This is a genomic window from Calidithermus terrae (genome assembly GCF_003574345.1).
In the GTDB taxonomy this organism is placed as follows: Bacteria; Deinococcota; Deinococci; order Deinococcales; family Thermaceae; genus Calidithermus; species Calidithermus chliarophilus.
The window spans coordinates 1-16,067 of record NZ_QXDL01000087.1 but is presented as its reverse complement, the minus strand read 5'-3'; the positions used below and the strand labels follow the sequence as shown (position 1 = coordinate 16,067).

General features: G+C 71.5%; 19 protein-coding genes. 10 read left to right on the top strand and 9 right to left on the bottom strand.

The genetic code is table 11. The annotated features are described in order from the left end of the window. Nucleotides 1-192 precede the first annotated feature (192 nt). Entirely contained in the window at nt 193-816 is a 624-nt protein-coding gene (locus tag Mterra_RS11275) for a DNA-3-methyladenine glycosylase family protein (RefSeq protein ID WP_245971604.1), read from the bottom strand. Then, nucleotides 809-1,399, bottom strand: coding sequence for a cysteine hydrolase family protein (locus Mterra_RS11270; RefSeq protein ID WP_119315278.1), 591 nt, complete (start codon nt 1,397-1,399; stop codon nt 809-811). Before Mterra_RS11270 ends, Mterra_RS11275 begins: the two co-directional genes overlap by 8 nt. A 37-nt stretch (nt 1,400-1,436) precedes the next feature. Between Mterra_RS11270 and Mterra_RS11265 the strand changes: the two genes are divergently transcribed. Further along, on the top strand, nt 1,437-1,682 hold the full coding sequence (locus Mterra_RS11265) for a hypothetical protein (protein ID WP_119315277.1): 246 nt from the start codon (nt 1,437-1,439) through the stop codon (nt 1,680-1,682). A 171-nt stretch (nt 1,683-1,853) separates the two neighbouring features. Here the strand turns inward: Mterra_RS11265 and Mterra_RS11260 are convergent, their stop codons facing one another. Beyond that, nucleotides 1,854-2,447 carry a biotin transporter BioY gene (locus Mterra_RS11260; protein WP_119315276.1) on the bottom strand — a complete coding sequence of 198 codons (594 nt, stop codon included), beginning with the start codon at nt 2,445-2,447 and terminating at the stop codon, nt 1,854-1,856. A gap of 12 nt (nt 2,448-2,459) precedes the next feature. Then, nucleotides 2,460-3,368 carry a biotin--[acetyl-CoA-carboxylase] ligase gene (locus Mterra_RS11255; RefSeq protein WP_119315275.1) on the bottom strand — a complete coding sequence of 303 codons (909 nt, stop codon included), beginning with the start codon at nt 3,366-3,368 and terminating at the stop codon, nt 2,460-2,462. 89 nt (nt 3,369-3,457) lie between these two features. Between Mterra_RS11255 and Mterra_RS11250 the strand changes: the two genes are divergently transcribed. After that, complete coding sequence (locus Mterra_RS11250; RefSeq protein ID WP_245971603.1) at nt 3,458-5,224, top strand: WD40 repeat domain-containing protein; 1,767 nt, start codon at nt 3,458-3,460, stop codon at nt 5,222-5,224. On the opposite strand, the gene Mterra_RS11245 is transcribed toward Mterra_RS11250, so the two are convergent. The 5 genes from Mterra_RS11245 to Mterra_RS11225 form a co-directional block, all read right to left on the bottom strand. Continuing rightward, nucleotides 5,211-6,569: a DJ-1/PfpI family protein gene (locus Mterra_RS11245; RefSeq protein ID WP_119315274.1), complete on the bottom strand. Its 1,359-nt coding sequence runs from the start codon at nt 6,567-6,569 to the stop codon at nt 5,211-5,213. The two genes, Mterra_RS11250 and Mterra_RS11245, sit on opposite strands and share 14 nt — an antisense overlap. Next, on the bottom strand, nt 6,566-7,549 hold the full coding sequence (locus Mterra_RS11240) for a GlxA family transcriptional regulator (RefSeq protein WP_119315273.1): 984 nt from the start codon (nt 7,547-7,549) through the stop codon (nt 6,566-6,568). Before Mterra_RS11240 ends, Mterra_RS11245 begins: the two co-directional genes overlap by 4 nt. A 178-nt stretch (nt 7,550-7,727) precedes the next feature. After that, nucleotides 7,728-8,030, bottom strand: coding sequence for a hypothetical protein (locus Mterra_RS11235; RefSeq protein ID WP_119315272.1), 303 nt, complete (start codon nt 8,028-8,030; stop codon nt 7,728-7,730). Next, a complete protein-coding gene (locus Mterra_RS11230) occupies nt 8,027-8,818 on the bottom strand; it encodes a cobalamin-binding protein (RefSeq protein ID WP_245971602.1) in 792 nt (263 codons plus the stop codon). Before Mterra_RS11230 ends, Mterra_RS11235 begins: the two co-directional genes overlap by 4 nt. Nucleotides 8,819-9,004: 186 nt before the next feature. Next, nucleotides 9,005-9,568, bottom strand: a complete 564-nt coding sequence (locus Mterra_RS11225) for a cob(I)yrinic acid a,c-diamide adenosyltransferase (RefSeq protein WP_119315271.1) — start codon at nt 9,566-9,568, stop codon at nt 9,005-9,007. 119 nt (nt 9,569-9,687) lie between these two features. On the opposite strand from Mterra_RS11225, the gene Mterra_RS11220 reads away from it, so the two are divergent. The 8 genes from Mterra_RS11220 to Mterra_RS11190 all read left to right on the top strand — a co-directional run bounded on the left by Mterra_RS11220 (nt 9,688) and on the right by Mterra_RS11190 (nt 15,995). After that, nucleotides 9,688-10,377, top strand: coding sequence for a cytochrome c biogenesis CcdA family protein (locus Mterra_RS11220; RefSeq protein WP_119315270.1), 690 nt, complete (start codon nt 9,688-9,690; stop codon nt 10,375-10,377). 53 nt (nt 10,378-10,430) lie between these two features. After that, entirely contained in the window at nt 10,431-11,018 is a 588-nt protein-coding gene (locus Mterra_RS11215) for an ABC transporter ATP-binding protein (protein WP_119315269.1), read from the top strand. Between the two features lie 141 nt (nt 11,019-11,159). Continuing rightward, nucleotides 11,160-11,834 (top strand): heme exporter protein CcmB, encoded by a 675-nt coding sequence (locus Mterra_RS11210; protein WP_119315268.1) that lies wholly within the window; start codon nt 11,160-11,162, stop codon nt 11,832-11,834. Nucleotides 11,835-11,956: 122 nt separating this feature from the next. Further along, nucleotides 11,957-12,649 (top strand): cytochrome c biogenesis protein CcsA, encoded by a 693-nt coding sequence (gene ccsA, locus Mterra_RS11205; RefSeq protein ID WP_119315267.1) that lies wholly within the window; start codon nt 11,957-11,959, stop codon nt 12,647-12,649. A gap of 15 nt (nt 12,650-12,664) precedes the next feature. Continuing rightward, on the top strand, nt 12,665-12,787 hold the full coding sequence (locus tag Mterra_RS23430) for a hypothetical protein (RefSeq protein WP_275052662.1): 123 nt from the start codon (nt 12,665-12,667) through the stop codon (nt 12,785-12,787). A 118-nt stretch (nt 12,788-12,905) separates the two neighbouring features. Further along, complete coding sequence (gene ccmE, locus Mterra_RS11200) at nt 12,906-13,334, top strand: cytochrome c maturation protein CcmE (RefSeq protein WP_119315266.1); 429 nt, start codon at nt 12,906-12,908, stop codon at nt 13,332-13,334. A gap of 106 nt (nt 13,335-13,440) precedes the next feature. Next, nucleotides 13,441-15,462, top strand: coding sequence for a heme lyase CcmF/NrfE family subunit (locus Mterra_RS11195; protein WP_119315265.1), 2,022 nt, complete (start codon nt 13,441-13,443; stop codon nt 15,460-15,462). Continuing rightward, entirely contained in the window at nt 15,459-15,995 is a 537-nt protein-coding gene (locus Mterra_RS11190; RefSeq protein ID WP_119315264.1) for a TlpA family protein disulfide reductase, read from the top strand. The genes Mterra_RS11195 and Mterra_RS11190 overlap by 4 nt, the downstream gene beginning before the upstream one ends. The last annotated feature ends 72 nt before the right edge of the window (nt 15,996-16,067 follow it).

Here is a 16,067-nt window from a genome sequence, read left to right as displayed (position 1 = left end):
GGATAAACCCTCCCCGCCCCGCGCGCGGGGCGGGGAGGGTTTATCCCCCCCGGCCCCCCTTGTTAAGGGGGGTAAAGAAAAGGCGTCTTGCGTCTTGCGTTTTGCGTATTGCGTACGACGTAGGACGTACGACCCGCGCCCGGCTACAGGCTATCGGCTATGGGCTATCGGCGTTAGACGTTCAGCTATCAGCTACAAACCGCCCGCCCCAGCATTCTCCACCACCCGCCACATGTACCAAGCAGCGTGGGAACGGAAGGGGCGCAAGCGCTCGCCGAGGGCCTCGAGCCCGGCCCTATCGCTCACCCCGTAGACCCGCTCGAGGCCCTTGCGCACGCCGAGGTCGAGGAGGGGCCACACGTCGGGGCGGCGCAGGCCGAACATCAAGAACATCTGCACCGTCCAGACCCCGACGCCCTTGACCTGGGTGAGGTGGGCGATGATCTCGGCGTCGGACTGGTGCTCGAGGTCGTCGAGGCCGCCTTCTAAGGCGAAGCGCGAGAGGTCGTGGATGAAGCCGGCCTTGGCCCGCGAGAGGCCCAGCGAGCGCAGCTCGTCGGGGTCGGCGGCCACGAGGACGGCGGGCTCGACGGCGTAGCGCTGCTCGAGCCGCTTCCAGATGGTCTCGGCGGCCTTGCCGGAGAGCTGCTGCCCCACGATGGAGCTCACCAGCGTGGGGTAGGCGGGCCGCACCTCGGCGGCGTGGGGGCGGAAGGGGGCGGGGCCGAAGCGCCGCTGGAGTTCGGCCATCCGCGGGTCGGCGAACTCGACCGCGCCGTTCGCGGCCGCCGCCTTCTGCCGCTGGGGCCTAGACAAACCGCACCCCGGCGCAGGTGGTTACCTTGCCCTGGTACAAAAACGTCACCTGGCGCAGCGCCGACTCGAGGTCGAAGGGGGTGAGGGCGCTGGTGCCGTCCTCGGGCAGCACCACATCGTACCAGCGCAGCGCCGCGCTGCCCGCCGTGTGCAGTACGCAGATGTTGGCTACCGTTCCCACGATCACCACGTGCCGGACGCCCCACAGGTGCAGCAGGTGCTCGAGCTGGGTGCCGTAGAAGCCGTCGTAGCGGGCCTTGCGGATGACGGTCTCGTCGGGGCGGGGCTTGAGCGCGTCCACGATCTCGGCGCCCCAGGTGTTGTGCACCACGTGGCGGGGCCAGATGTTGAACTCGGGGTCGTCCTCGGGGTGCCAGTCCTGGGTGTAGACCACCCGCACCCCGGCGGCGCGGGCGCGCTCGAGCAGCCCCGCGATGGCGGGTAGGGTCTTGGGCGCGTCGGGGACGAAGAGCGTGCCCTCGGGCTCGACGAAGTCGTTCTGCATGTCCACGATGATGAGCGCGGTTTCCTGGGCCGGTAAGCTGACCTGGGGGTGACGGGGGATTTCCGGAACTTCAACCATGGCTCTCTCCACCCCTATTCTAGATTGGGAGCGTGACATGGACTTCAAGGTTTCCTGGCGCGAAGCGCTGATGCTGGGCGCAACCGTGGCGTTGCTGGTCGCCGGGTTCGAGGCCAAGGCCCTGGGGCTGTGGGCGGCCCTGGCGCTGAGCCTGCCCTTCGGCCTGCTGGCCGCGCTGCTGTACAAAGCGCTGATGCCCCTGCTCCTGCGGCGGCTGGCCCAGGGCCGCGGTCCCGAGCCGCTGGAGGACGAGCCGGAGGAAGGTCAGGGGCCTCGAGACTGAGGCCCTGGTTTGGCACCGTGCGCGGTATCTTCGCGAGCCAGAAAGCGTTCCAGCGAAGAGAAAACCCCTCTCCCGCTGGGAGAGGGGCTGGGGTGAGGGGACCGTTGACCCTCGACCCTCGCCATTGACACGTTTTCGCGCCCGGCGTTGGGCGTTCGACGTTCGGCCCAGTTACCTGCGGCCAATGAGCCTCCAGGCCGTCGGCAGCAGCGCCGCGGCGATGACCGCCTTGACCAGGTCGCCGGCCAGGAAGGGGATCATCCCGGCCTGGAGCACGGCCTCGACGCCGGCGTACTTGCCGATCCCGGCCAGCATGTAGCCCAGCCAGGGCACGCCCAGCGCGTAGATCACCAGGTTCGCCAGCAGCATGGCGAGGAGGGTCTTCCAGGGGCTGCGGTCGGTGCCGAAGCGCTCGACCAGGTAGCCCACCAGGAAGGCGGCCAGCGGGAAGGCGACTAAGTAGCCGGCGGTGAAGGACGTGGCGGCCCAGGTCTTGCCGCCCGCGAACACCGGGAGCACCAGGCCCTCGAGCAGGTACGCCACCAGGGCCAAGAAGCCCAGGCGGCTGCCCAAAGCGGCGCCCACCAACAGCACGCCCAGGGTCTGGAGGGTGATGGGCACGGGCTGGGTGGGGATCGAGGCCTGGGCGCACAGCGCCACGAAGAGGCTGCCGCCGAGCACCAGCAGCAGGTCGCGCAGGGCGCTGCGGGTGGGGAGCAGGGTCTTGACCAGGGGCGTATAGGGCAGGGTCTGGGTCGGGTTCATTGGATTCATCGCTCAGCCTCCTAATCTACCGATGAGGGATACGTCGCCAGCGGCGATCCGTTCAGTTCCGCCCTGAGACTCTACCACCAAGGCCCCGTCCTCGGCTAGGTCCAGCGCCCGGCCCTGCATCTCCCCGCGCGGGGTGCGGATGCTCACCTCCTTCCCCAAGGTCACGCTGTACTTTTTCCAGTGCTCCAAGATGCGCTCGGGCTTGGAAAGGTTCTCGTACTGGTTCTCCAGCTCCTCGAGGATGCCCGCCAGCAAGTCGGCCCGGTTGACCGGCATGAACTCGCTCAGCGCGGCCGCCGCGGGGGGCACGGGCGGCAGGACGTTGAGCCCGATCCCCAGGACCACCACGCCGGGCACGGGGCCCCCTGCCTTGGCCTCGACCAGGATCCCGGCCAGCTTGCGCCCGTCGGGGGCCAGCAGGTCGTTGGGCCACTTGAGCCCGCCCAGGCCCACCGCCTCGCGCAAGGCCACCCCCACCGCCAGCGGCAGCAGGGCGACGGGAACCCGGGGGCGCAGCAGCAGCGAGAAGGTCAGGGAGGCCCCGGGCGCGCTCACCCAGGGGCGGCCCATCCGCCCCCGGCCCGCGGTCTGGCGCTCGGCGAGGACCACCGCGCCCTCGGGGGCGCCCTCCTCGGCCCACCGCCGCAGCTCGTCCTGGGTGCTGGTGGTGTGGCCCAGGTAGCGGTAGGGCTGGCCGAAGCTGCCGCGCAGGCGGGGGGCCAGGAGGTGGGGCAGCGGGGTCCCCGGCGCTACCCGCACCCCCAGCGCCTTGGAAACCTCGACCGGGTAGCCCTCGTGGACCAGGCGCTGCACCAGGTAGCGGGCCTGGTCGCGGTCAACGCCGAGTTGTTCGCCCAGGATCCGGCTGGGCTGGAACTGTTCGCCGAGCAGGTTCAACAACCGGTGGTGCACGCTCCTATGCTACCGTTCCAGGGTCGGCGGGCGCACGCTCCACCCTTTAGCTGACCTCAATCCTCCTCCCCGGGCGCTAAGCTGGAGCCGTGCACCGGTTCTTCTGGCTTCCCCTGCTGGGGATGGCCTGGGCAGCCCCGCTCCTGCCGGCAGGGACCCTCCAGGGCCACCACAGCCCCGCCGGGGCGCTCGCGCTGAGCCCGGACGGCCGGACCCTGGCCGTCGCCGCCGACGCCTACGTGCAGCTTTTCGGCCCCGACGGGCAGCCGCGGGGCCTGCTGAGCGGCCACCTCGACACCGTGCGGGCGCTGAGCTTCAACCCCGACGGGACCCTCCTGGCGAGCGGGTCGGCCGACAACACCGTGCGGCTGTGGCGGCCGCAACCCGGCCCGGCGCTGCGCACCTACCGGGGCCACTCGGGCGAGGTCTGGGGGCTGCGCTTCAGCCGCGACGGGCGCAGCGTGCTGAGCGCCGCCTCCGACGGGGAGGTGCGGCTGTGGGGCCTCGAGGGCCAGACCCTGCGCACCTACGCGGGGGCCCGGGGCTGGGTCTACGGCCTGGCCTTCGCCCCGGGCGACGAGTACTTCGCCAGCGGGGGGCTCGAGGGCGTGGAGCTGTGGCACCGGCAGACCGGGCGCCCGCTGCCCCTGCTGGGGCCGCAGGGGGTGCACGCGCTCGACTGGGGCCGCAAAGGGCTGCTGGCGACCGGCGACCGCGGGGGCGTGATCCGGCTGTGGGGCCCCCAGGGGCAGCCCCTGGCCCAGATCCCGGCCCACGGCCAGGTGGTCACGGCGCTCGCCTGGAACCCCGCGGGCGACCGGCTCCTCAGCGGCGGCCAGGACGGCAAGATCGCTGTGTGGGACGAGAAGGGCCGCCCCGTGCAGGGCTGGACGGGCCCCTCGGTGCTGTGCCTGGCCTGGGGCCGCGGGGGCGGGGTGATCAGCGGCCACGACGACGGCCGGGTGCGGCTGTGGGGCCCGGAGGGGAAGCTGGTGCGGGCCCTCGAGCCCGTCGCCGCCTCGGTGAGCGCGCTGGCCCACAGCCCGGACGGGCGCTTCGTGGCGAGCGGCGGCCAGGACAAGGAGGTGTGGCTGTGGGACCGCCAGGGCCGCGTGCTCCACAAGCTGCGGGGGCACGAGCTCGAGGTCGGCGTGCTGGCCTTCTCCCCCGACAGCCGCCACCTCGCCAGCGGCAGCGCCGACGGCACCGTCCGCGTGTGGGAGGTCGCCGGCGGGAGGCTGCTCCAGACCCTCGGGCGCCACGGGGACGGGGTTTCCGCCCTGGCCTGGCACCCGGCGGGCAAGGGGCTGGCGAGCGGCGGGCGCGACGAGGTGATCAAGCTGTGGGAGTGGCGCAGCGGCAAGCTCCTGCACGACTGGCGCGGCCACGAGTTCGACGTGACCGGCCTGGCCTGGGTCGGCGAGGGCTTCGTCAGCGCCGGCGCCGACCAGACCCTGGCGTGGTGGGACGTGCAGGGGCGGCCCCTGCGGCGGGTGCTCACCGAACAGGGCGCGCTCTACAGCCTGGCGCTCGACCCCAAAGGCACCGTCCTCGCCACGGGCGGCTTCGACGGCACGGTGCGGCTGTGGGACGCCCGGAGCGGGAAGCCCCTGCGCACCCTCGAGGGCCACACCAGCGCGGTGCAGGCCCTGGCCTGGGGCCCGGACGGCGAGCTCGCCAGCAGCGGCTGGGACAAAACCGTGAGGGTCTGGGAGGCCGCGAGCGGCACCCTCGAGCAGACCCTCGTCGGCTTCGTGCGCCCGGTCTACGGCCTGGCCTGGCCCGCCTCGGGGCTGGTGGTGGGCAGCGGGACGCTGGGGCGCGGGGGGACGCTGAGCGTGTTCAGGGCGAAGTAGCCCCCGGCAAGGGGTGCTTTCCGACGTGCCGGCCCAGCCTCCGGCGCAGGACAAACGCGCACCCCGCCCCGGCCGCGCCCAGCAGCAGGGGAAGCGCCAGCAGGCCGGGCGGCCACCCCGGGCCGGAGAGCTCGAGCCGCTGCCGGTACTCCAGCCGCTTGGCCGCGAACAGCGCCGTGGGCAAGTTCTCCTGCCGGGCGAGGTCCTGCAAGGCGGGGTCGAAGGCGAAGGCGGGGGCGGCGTGGAGGTAGGTGATCCCCGCGCGGGGCTGCCGGGCGGCCAGATGGCCCCTGGCCTCCGGGTCGAGGTCGCCGGCGGCGCCGGGGACGAGGACGCGGTCCACGGGGGGCAGGCCGGCGGGGGTGTAGCGCGGCACGAGGTAAAGGCCGTGCCTCGAGCGCACCGCGCCCGTCCCGAAGGTGTGGAGGGTGTGGGTGAAGGAGCCCGCGTGCACGTCGAAGACCGCGGCGAGCTCGAGCTCCCCGACCCCTGCGTACAGCCACACCCCGGCCTCGCGCTTGCGCCACTTGAAGGCGGTGTTGAGCAGGTAGATGCCGTCGGGGGGCCGGAAGGTGAAGGGCTGCATCCTGGGGTCGCGCAGGAATTCGGGGGTGGGGTAGTGAATCCTCCGGGCCACAGCTTGGGCCATCGCCGGGCCGTGGCGCTTGGCGAGCAGGTAGAGGGTGGCGTCGATGCCCGACAGCAGCCCGGCGGAGGTGAGCACCGTGCCCGCATCGACGTAACGCACCCCGGCCCGCCAGCGCACCCTCGGGTAGCGGGCCGCCAGCCGGCCCAGGTCGGCCCAGTGGGTCGTGGCGTCTTTCCCGTCGAGCACGCCCGCGGCCGCCAGCACCTCGGCGCCGGTGCACCAGGAGAACAGCAGCGTGGCGCGGGCCTGTTCCCGCAGCCACTCCAGCACCGGCCGGTTGGCGGGCGACCCGACCTCGAGCATGGCCGGGACCACCACGACGTCGGGGGCACGGCCCAGCAGCGCCTCGAGCTCGGCGAAGGCGAAGTGGGGCAGGAGGTCGAGGTTGCCGCTCAGGGTGCGCAGGGCCCGGCTCGAGGCCACCGCGTACACGTTGTAAGCGCCCGTCTGCGCGAACAGGGCGTAGGGCCCCAGCACGTCGGTGACCTCGCTCACCCCCTCGCCCAGCACGACGGCCACCGTAGGCTTGCGGGGGTCGTAGGGCGGGCGGGCGGCGGGTTCCGCACGGCTCACGAGCTCGCGGGGCGCGGGGGACATGGTGGCGCGCATGGACGCCCACGAGCCCAGGCCCCCCGCGATCAAGACCGGGAGCAAAAAGGCCAGGGAGTACAGCAGCACGGCCAGGGCCCGCCTCATGCCCGGCCCCTCTGGCGCGCCGCCGAGGGCGCAAAGCCGAACTCCCGGCTCCACAGCCGGCGGAAGTGGCGCACGTCGGCGAAGCCGGTCTTGACGGCCACGTCCTCGATGCTGAGCTCGGGGTTGTGCAGCAGGGTGCGGGCGAGCTCGAGGCGCAGCCGCTGCCGGTAGGCGGTCAGGGTCAGCCCGGTGGCCTCGCGGAACGCCCGCGACAGGCTCCGCACGCTCATGCGGGCCGCCGCGGCGACCTGCTCGAGCGAGACGGGCTCGGCGAGCTTCTCCAGCAGGAAGTCCTGCGCGCGGTGGACGCCCGGGTGGAGGTGGGTGCGGTACTGGAGGAACACGCTGGTCTGGGCGTGGGTGCCGTTGCGGCGCAGGTAGACCACCAGCAGGCGGGCCACCTGCGCGGCGAAGAGCGGGCCGTGCTCCTGCTCGACGACGGACAGGGCCATGTCGATGCCCGCGGCGATCCCGGCGCTGGTGGTGACGGGGCCGTCGTGGGTGAAGAGGACGGCGTCCTGGACGCGGGCCAGCGGGTAGCGCGCCCGCAGGGCCTCGATGGCCGACCAGTGCGTGGTGCAGCGCCGGTGGTCGAGCAGCCCGGCCTCCCCCAGCACGAAAGCCCCGGTGCAGACCGAGACCAGTTGGGCCCCGGCGGCGTAAGCCCCGCGCAACCACTCCCGGACGGCGGGCTCGAGGCGCAGTTCCCCCGTGGCGTAGCGGGCCAGGTCCATGCCCGGGATCAGCACCCGGTCGCGCGGGCCGGCCGGGGGGAGGGGCTCGAGGCGGGCGAACGCGAGCCCCTGAGCGCTCACCAGCTCGGGCTGGTGGGCGCAGAAGGCGAGCGAGTAATTCGCCCCCAGCGAGGCCGCGGCCGCGAAGACCTGGGCCGGGCCGGCCAGGTCGAGCAGGTTGACCTCGGGGAGCAGGAGGAAAAGGACGCGGCGGGAGGGTTCGGGAGGGAAGGGGTGGGGGGTCATAGGCAGGCTCCAGGGGTCATGATGCGTCAATGGTGCCCGCCCCTGCCTGCCCCTCGCAAGGGCTGATCCGACCGGCGACCGGACGGATTGCGCCAACCCCTAGATGAACCCCTTCCCGGGCTCGAAGAAGGGGACGGGGGCAGGGGCGGGCGGCTCTCAGCCGGCCGCCTTTGGCCCTTCACTCCCGCTCGAGGGGCCACGGCCGCCCGTACGCCCGCACCTCGCTGCCCTGGAAGGCGTGCTCGAGCAGCCGCCGCAGGTAGCGGCCTGCCTCGGGCAGCAGGCCGGTGCAGCCGGCCTGGGCGTAGACGAAGGCGTAGCGGGGCCAGCGGGGGGACTGGGAGAAGGCCACGCTCCCTTCGTACTCGGGGTAGCTGGCGTAGAACTCGGCCAGTAGGGCCTCGAGCGTCTCCCTCGCCTCGGGCAGGGCGTGCTCCTCGGGCGGGCGCACCCACAGCGTGACCACCTTGAGCGCGTTCACCGGCTCACCCTCCAGGCGTAGGGGGAGCGGGCCAGGAGTTCGGCCAGGCGCTTGGCCCCCTCGGCCAGCCGGGGGCCGGGGCGGCCTAAGTAGGCTTCCTCGAGGGGGAACACCTGCCGGTAGCGGAGGGCGGGGATGTCGAGCTCCCGCTTCAGCGCCACCTCCGGCCGCAGCTTGCGCACCCCGCACCAGGAGACGGTGATCAGGTCGGGCGCGGCGGCCTCCACCTCCTCGGGGGTCAGGGGCTTGGAGCGCACGTCCAGGTGGGCGAAGGCGTTCTCGGCCCCCAGCGCCTCGAGCAGCCCCGTCACCCAGCTCCGGCGCCCCGCCGCGATCATGGGTCGCGGCCACCACTCGACCATCACCCGCGGGGGCCGCACCCAGCGCGGCAGGCTCCCCCGGGCCTGGGCGATCATCCGGCGCATGGCCCGCACCACGTGCTCCCCCTGGCGGGGCACCTCGAGCCACCGTGCCACCCGCTCGATGTCGGCGTACACGTCCTGCAGGCTCTCGGGGTCGAGCACCTCGTAGGGGATCCCCCGCTCGGCCAGCCCCTGCACCACGCGCTCCATGCCCGGCACGCTCAGGCTGGCGAGCACCAGGTCAGGACCCAGGCGCTCCACCGCGTCGAGGTCCACCCGGAGGTCGGGGCCCACGCGCGGCAGTTGCCGCACCTCCTCCGGGAAGTCGGAGTGGTCGTCCACCCCCACCAGCCGGTCCAGGCAGCCCAGCGCCCAGACGATCTCGGTGTTGGATGCGGTCAGGCTAACGATGCGCATGTGCTGCATATGGCGTTCGATGCTCAGGGTCGAGGGCCAAGGACTGAGGCGTCTTGCGTTTTGGGTATCGCGTGCGGCGTACGACCTAGGGCATGCATTTAGCGTTTCGCGTCTTGCGTTTTGCGTAGGACGTACGACGTACGACGTAGGACACGCGTTTAGCGTTCGGCGTTCGGCTGCCGACCGTCGGCGCTTCTAACGGCGCTTCTTGACCAGCCACCTCTCCTCGTGGAAGCCCTCGCGCTGGTTGACCACCCGCGCCAGCGTGAACAGCAGGTCGGAGAGGCGGTTGAGGTAGCGCATGGCCTCGGCGTTGACCTCTTCAGCGTGCATCAGCTCGACCACCCGGCGCTCGGCCCGGCGCACGACGGTGCGGGCGAGGTGCAGGGCGGCGGCGGCGGCGTGGCCGCCGGGGTGGATGAAGCCGGTGAACTTGGGGGCCTCCTCCTGGTAACGGTCGATGAGGGCCTCGAGCCTCGCCACGTCCTCGGCGTCGATGCGGGCGAGGTTCTTCTCGTAGGGGCCGCCATAGCGGGTGGCGAGGTCGGCGCCGAGGTCGAAGAGGGCGTTCTGGACGTACTCGAGGTCGGCCTGAACGTCGGGGTGGGCCTCGCCCAGGGCGGCCCGCGCCACGCCGATGGCGCTGTTGGCCTCGTCCACCGTGCCGTAGGCCTCGACCCGCGGGTGGTCCTTGGGCACCCTCTCGGCCCCGTAGAGCCCGGTCTCCCCCCGGTCGCCGGTCTTGGTGTAGATCTTCATAGCCCCAATCTACCCCCAGCCGCACGGCCCCACCACCGCCGCGCCGCACAGTTGCCCCGCCCAAGGTCAGTCAGGGTACACACGTCCCGCGCGCGATGGCCTAGCGTAGATCCAGTCGTATGAGCCTGCCCATCGCTTTCCTGGCCGGGATGCTGTCCTTCCTCTCCCCCTGCGTGCTGCCGCTGGTGCCCACCTACCTGCTCTACTTGGGGGGCGACAAGGGCCGCCCGATCCGCAACGCCCTGTTCTTCGTGCTGGGCTTCAGCGCGATCTTCGTACTGCTGGGGCTGCCCTTCACCCTGCTGGGCAGCCTGCTCCTGGGCAGCCGCGACCTGCTGAGCAAGGTCGGGGGGGTGGTGCTGGTCCTGTTCGGCCTGTACATGCTGGGCCTCAAGCCCGCCTTCCTGACTCGAGCCGTCAGCCTGCGCTACCAGGGCGACACCCAGACCCCCTGGGGGGCCTTCGTGCTGGGCGTGGTGCTGGGCCTGGGCTGGACCCCCTGCATCGGCCCGGTGCTGGGGGCCATCTACACCCTGACCGCCGCGGGCGGCGGGGTCTCCCCCCTGCTGGCCTACGTGCTGGGCCTGGCTATCCCCTTCCTGCTGGTCGCGCTCTTCGCCGACCGGGTGCGGGGCTTCCTGCGCCGGGCGGCCCGGCTCTCCCACGCCTTCGAGGTGACGGCGGGGGTGGTGCTGGTGCTCATCGGCGTGCTGCTCGTCACCGACCAGTTCACCCTCCTCAACAGCTACCTGCTCAAGATCACGCCCCAGTGGCTCTTGGACCTCGAGAACGGCTTTTTGGGCAGGTGACGCACGCCGGCTCCTTGTGCGAACCGTTCCGGCTCGTTTAGGCTAAGCCCCCGATGAGCCCCCTGCTCGAGGCCCACTCCCTCGCCAAGCGCTACGGGCGCGACTGGGTGATCCGCGGCCTGGACTTCCGCCTCGAGCCCGGCGAGGTGGTCGCCCTGCTGGGCCCCAACGGGTCGGGCAAGACCACGCTGCTGCGCCTGCTGGCCGGGCTGATGCGGGCGAGCGGGGGTAAGGTCGTGCGGCAGGGCAGGGTGGGGCTGCTCGCCAACCCCCCGGCCTTTCACCGGCACTTCACCGGGGAAGAAAACCTCAGCTACGCGCTGCGGCTCGAGGGGCGCTCCCCCCAGCCCGCCGCCATCGCCGCCGCCCTGCAGGCGGTGGGGCTCCCGCCCGGCAAGGCGGTGCTGGGCTACTCCAGCGGCATGAAAAAGCGCCTGGCGATGGCCCGCCTGCGCCTCCAGCACCCCGACATCTGGCTCCTCGACGAGCCCGAGGCCGCCCTCGACGCCCAGGGGCGCGAACTGCTCGAGGCCCTGATCCTGGAGGCCAAAGGCTCCGGGGGCGTCGTGCTCGCCACCCACGACCGGGGCTGGGTCCAGCGCCTCGCCACCCGCACCCTCGAGCTCTCCCCCGCCGCCTGACGCCATGCCGCCACTTCCTGCCTGCTCAACCCACGATCAGCCCTCAACCCTCGGCACTCGGCGTTTTGCGTTTTGCGTTTTGCGTTTTGCGCTTTGCGTTCGGCGCCGGGCGCTGGGCGTTGGGCCTTCGACGTGCACGCCATGACCCTCCTCACCCGCGTCTTCTGGCTCGCCCTGCGCGACCTCACCCTCGAGCTGCGCGGGCGCACCGGCCTGCTGGCGGCGGTGTTCTTCCTTTTCACCATGCTGCTGATCCTGGGGCTGGCCTTAGGCCCCAGCCAGGACGACCTGCGCAAGGCCGCGCCGGGCGTGCTGTGGGTGGCGCTGGCCTTCGCCGGGAGCCTGCTGGCGGGGCGGGCGTTCGGGCTCGAGGTCGAGGACAACACCCTCGACGACCTGCTGCTCGTCCCGGGCAGCCGCGAGTGGGTCTACTACGGCAAGCTGCTGTTCCAGCTGCTGCTGCTGCTGATCGTGGGCGGTGTGCTGCTGTTCCTGACGGCGGGACTTTTCTACTTGCCGCTCTCGGCCTTGCCCGGCATCCTGGTCACGCTGGTGCTCGGCAGCATCGGCTATGCCTCCGTGTCCACCTTCTACGCCGGGATGCTGGCGCGGCTGCGCGGGCGTGAAGCCCTCCTGCCGCTGGTGCTGTTCCCGGTGGTGGTCCCGGTGGTCCTGGCCTCGGTGCGGGCGACGGCGTCGCTGGTGGAGGGGTTGCCCCTGGGCGAGGTGTTCAGTTGGTGGCAGTTGCTGTTGGTCTTCGATGTCATCTACGTGACCGTCTGCGGCCTGCTTTTCCCCTATGTTCTGGAAGGGTGACGTGAGCGGGGCACACCCGCCTCGAGCCGGCCTGGGCCTGCCGGTGCCCTCAGAGTGCCTGGAGGGGTATTCCTCACACCCGTCTTGTCCGAGAATGGCGTAAGAAGAGCAAGGAGATTGCCATGAAGCAGAGCAAACGTCTGGACCTCCTGACCCTGGGTTCGCTAGGCCTGGGCCTGCTGACCCTGGGGGTCGGCGCTTTCCTGGCCTTCACGGCCCCCCCGGCCACCGAGCAAGGCCACGTCTACCGGATCATCTTCCTGCACGTGCCTTCGGCCTGGGTGGGGCTGGTAGCCCTGTTCATCGCGGTGGCGTACTCCGTCCTCTACCTCGCTACAGGCAAGCCCCACTACGACCGCGTGGCGACCGCCGTGATCGAGGTGGCCCTGCTGTTCCTGAGCCTCACGCTCTTGTCCGGGATGCTGTGGGGGCGGCCCACCTGGGGGGTCTACTGGACCTGGGAGCCCCGCCTGACCACCTTCGCCATCCTGCTGGTGGTCTACATCGGCTACTTCGTGGTGAGAAGCGCCATCGAGGACCCCGAGCTGCGGGGCAAGGCCTCGGCCGCCATCAGCATCCTGGGCGCGATCAACGTGCCCATCACCTACATGTCGGTCAAGTGGTGGCGCAGCCTGCACCAGACCCAGACCTTCGACCTCACCACCGGGCGCAGCAACTTCGACGCGGCCATGCTCCCCGCGCTGCTGTTCAACATCGCGGCGCTCACCTTGCTGTTCGTGGCCTTCGTGCGCATCCGCAGCCTGCTGGCCGAGCGTGAGTCGGTGAAGCAGGAGATGAACCCCCAGGCGGGGTAGTAGAGGTAGGGCTTTATGGACAACAGCATCCTGCAAAACCCCTTCAACCCCTTCGTGGTGTGGACCTACGTCATCGGCTATGCCACCTTGCTGGGCTACCTGGGCTACTTGCTGTGGCGCTACAGGCGGGAGAAGTGAAAGGGACGCCAGCCGCAAACGTCGATGGTCGATGGGCGATGGTCGAAAGCCGCAGGACCTCGAGGGTCGAGGCGTTTTGCGTCTTGCGTTCGGCATTCGACGTGAACCGGAGGTTCATTTGAAACCCAAACACATCTTCGGCATCGTGGTGGTGGTAGGGGCCCTGGCCTACTTGATCTTCGGGGGGCTGGGGCAAAACCTGGTCTACTTCTACACGCCCAGCGAGTGCCTGCAAAACCAGGCCAACTGCCAGAGCCGCCCGGTGCGGCTGGGCGGGCTGGTCAAGGCCGGGACCGTGGACTACGACAAGGACACCCTCGACCTGCGCTTCGTCGTCACCGACGGCGTGACCGAGTTCCCCGTGCAGGCCAAGGGCACGCCCCCCGCGCTCTTCGGCGAGAACCGGGGCGTGGTGATCGAGGGGAAGTTCCAGGGGGGCACCTTCGTCAGCACCAACCTGCTGGTCAAGCACTCCGAGGGCTACCAGGCCCCCAAGGAGGGCTATACCCCCGAGCAGATCCGCAAGCTGATCGAGGAGGCGGAGTGAGGGCCGGCGGCGAACGCCCGAACCGGCGGGTTTCCGACGCTGAACCTGCGGCGTCCGGCTCCTGGCGCACGCTGCCCGGCGCCGGGCGTCCCCGAAGGGGGCTTTCATGACCCCCGGCTTCCTGGGCGGGGTCGCGCTGCTCGCCGCGCTGGTGCTGTCGCTGGTGGGGCTGGTGCTGGCGGGGCTTTCCTGGTGGGCGCAGGACCGGCGCTACCTCGAGGCCGCCCGCCGCGTCGCCCCCGTGGCCTTCCTCTCGGCGGCGGTGAGCTTCGGGGCGCTGGAGTGGGCGCTGCTGACCCACGACTTCAGCGTGCGCTACGTGGCGCTGCACCACTCGCTCAAGGACCCGCTGTGGGTGACGCTGGTGACGCCCTGGGCCGCGCTCGAGGGCTCCATCTTGCTGTGGGGCACCCTGCAGGCGATGTACACCTGGCTGGTCTCGAGGCGGGTGCAGGTGCAGGGCTCGGCGACGGCCGGCCGCACCCTGCTCCTCGACCCCTGGCGGGCCCCGGTGGCGCTGGGGGTGCTCTTCGCCACCCAGGTCTTCTTCTTCGCGGTGATGGTCTTCGTGGCCCACCCCTTCGACGCGGTGCCCAACCCGCCCGCCGACGGGCGCGGCACCAACCCGCTGCTGCAGAACCACTGGATGATGGCGGTGCACCCGGTGCTGATGTACCTGGGCTTCGTGGGGCTGTCGGTGCCCTTCGCCTACGCGGTGGCCGCCATGGTGGCCCGCCGCTACCAGAGCTGGATCTTCGAGACCCGCTGGTGGACGCTGGTGGCCTGGGGCTTCCTCACGGCCGCCATCTTCGCGGGCAAGTGGTGGAGCTACGAGATCCTGGGCTGGGGCGGCTACTGGGCCTGGGACCCGGTGGAGAACGCCTCGATCATCCCCTGGCTGCTGGCGACCGCCTTCCTCCACACCACGCAGGTGCAGGAGCGGCGGGGCATGTTCAAGCCCTGGAACTTCGCCTACATCACCTTGGCCTTCGCGGCCACGGTCTTCGGCACCTTCCTGACCCGCTCGGGCGTGGTCCAGTCGGTGCACGCCTTCGGCGACGGCCCGGTGGGCAGCCTGTTCCTGGCCTTCCTGCTGGGCGTGCTCGCGCTGGGGCTGGGCCTGTTGAGCAAGGTCAGCGGCGAGGTGCGCGACGCGGGCGAGGTGCGCTGGCGCACCCGCGAGGGGGCCTTGCTGGCCGGCTCGCTGCTCTTCGGCACCATGGCCTTCGTGGTGGTCATCGGCACGGTGTGGCCGCTGGTGGTGGAGGCGCTGAGCGGGGCCAAGGTCTCCATCGGCGCGCCCTTCTTCAACCAGGTCTCGGCCCCGCTGGGCGTGGCGGCGCTGCTGCTGATGGGGGTCGGGCCGGTGCTGCCGTGGCGCAACACGGGCGGGGAGATCCGGCGCAACCTCGTCGTGCTGGGCGTGGCGCTGGCGGCGGGCACGGCGGCGGGCCTGGTGCTGGGCCTGACGCTGGGCGTGGCGCTGGCCGTGGGCCTGTTCGTCTATAACCTCGCGGCCGTGGCCTTGATGGTCGGGCAGGGGGTGCGGGAGCGCTCGAGGGCGCTGGGCATCCCGGGCGGGCGGGCCTTCCTCGAGCTGGCCTCGAGCTCGCGCCGCCGCTTCGGCAGCCACGTCGTGCACGTGGGCTTCGCGCTGGCCGCCCTCGCCATCGCCTTCAGCCAGACCTACCGCTTCGAGGAGTCCAAGACGCTGCGCCTGGGGCAGAGCTGGCAGACCGCCGGGGTGGAGATGACCCTGCGCAACGTGGGGGTCGAGGACCAGGGCAACCGCCAGTCGGTGTACGCCCGGGTCGAGGTGCGCGGCCTAGACCGCCGGGGCCTGTGGGCCGACGGCACCTACACCACCCGCCTCAACTTCTACCCCCAGATGGGCAACCAGGGCCTGCACGCGCCCGACCTCAAGTACACCCTCTACAACGACTACTACCTCATCCTCCAGGCCTTCGACACCGAGCGCGGGCAGTGGGCCACGCTCCGGCTGGTGGTCACGCCGCTGGTGCTGTGGCTGTGGGTCGCGGGGGCGGTGATGGCGCTGGGCACGCTGTACATCCTCTGGCCCAGCCCCGCGCCCCAGCGGCAGCAGGCCCCGGGGGGTGCCCCCGCATGAGGCGCTTCTGGCCTTTGCTGGTGCTGGCGCTGGGCGGGCTGTTCTGGTGGGGCCTGCAGCGCCCCGACCCCAACGCCCTCCCCTCGGTGCTGGTGGGCAAGCCCGCGCCCGCCTTCGAGCGGCCGCTGCTGCAGCCTTACCGCGCCGAGTGGGGCGAGCGGCTCGAGCTGGGCGAACACCTGGGCTCCAAGCCCGTCCTGGTCAACTTCTGGGCCAGTTGGTGCCTGCCCTGCCGCGACGAGGCCCCGCTGCTGGAGGCCTACTGGCGCCGCTACCGCGACCGGCTTCTGATCCTGGGCGTCAACGTGCAGGACACCGAGGCCAAGGCGCTGGAGTTCATCCGCGAGTACGGCCTGAGCTTCCCCAGCGTCTTCGACCCCAAGGGCACGCTCGGCGTGGACTACGGCACCTACGGCGTCCCCGAGACCTTCGTCATCGACGCCGCGGGCAAGGTGCTGCAGCGCCACGCGGGCCCCGTCAACGAGGCGGTGTTGCGGGACATGCTCCGCAAGGCCGGGCTGGAGGGGCTGTGAGGCTCGCCCTGCTGCTGCTGACGCTGCTGGGCCTGGCCTAGCAGCGTCAGCAGCAGGGCGAGCCTCACAGCC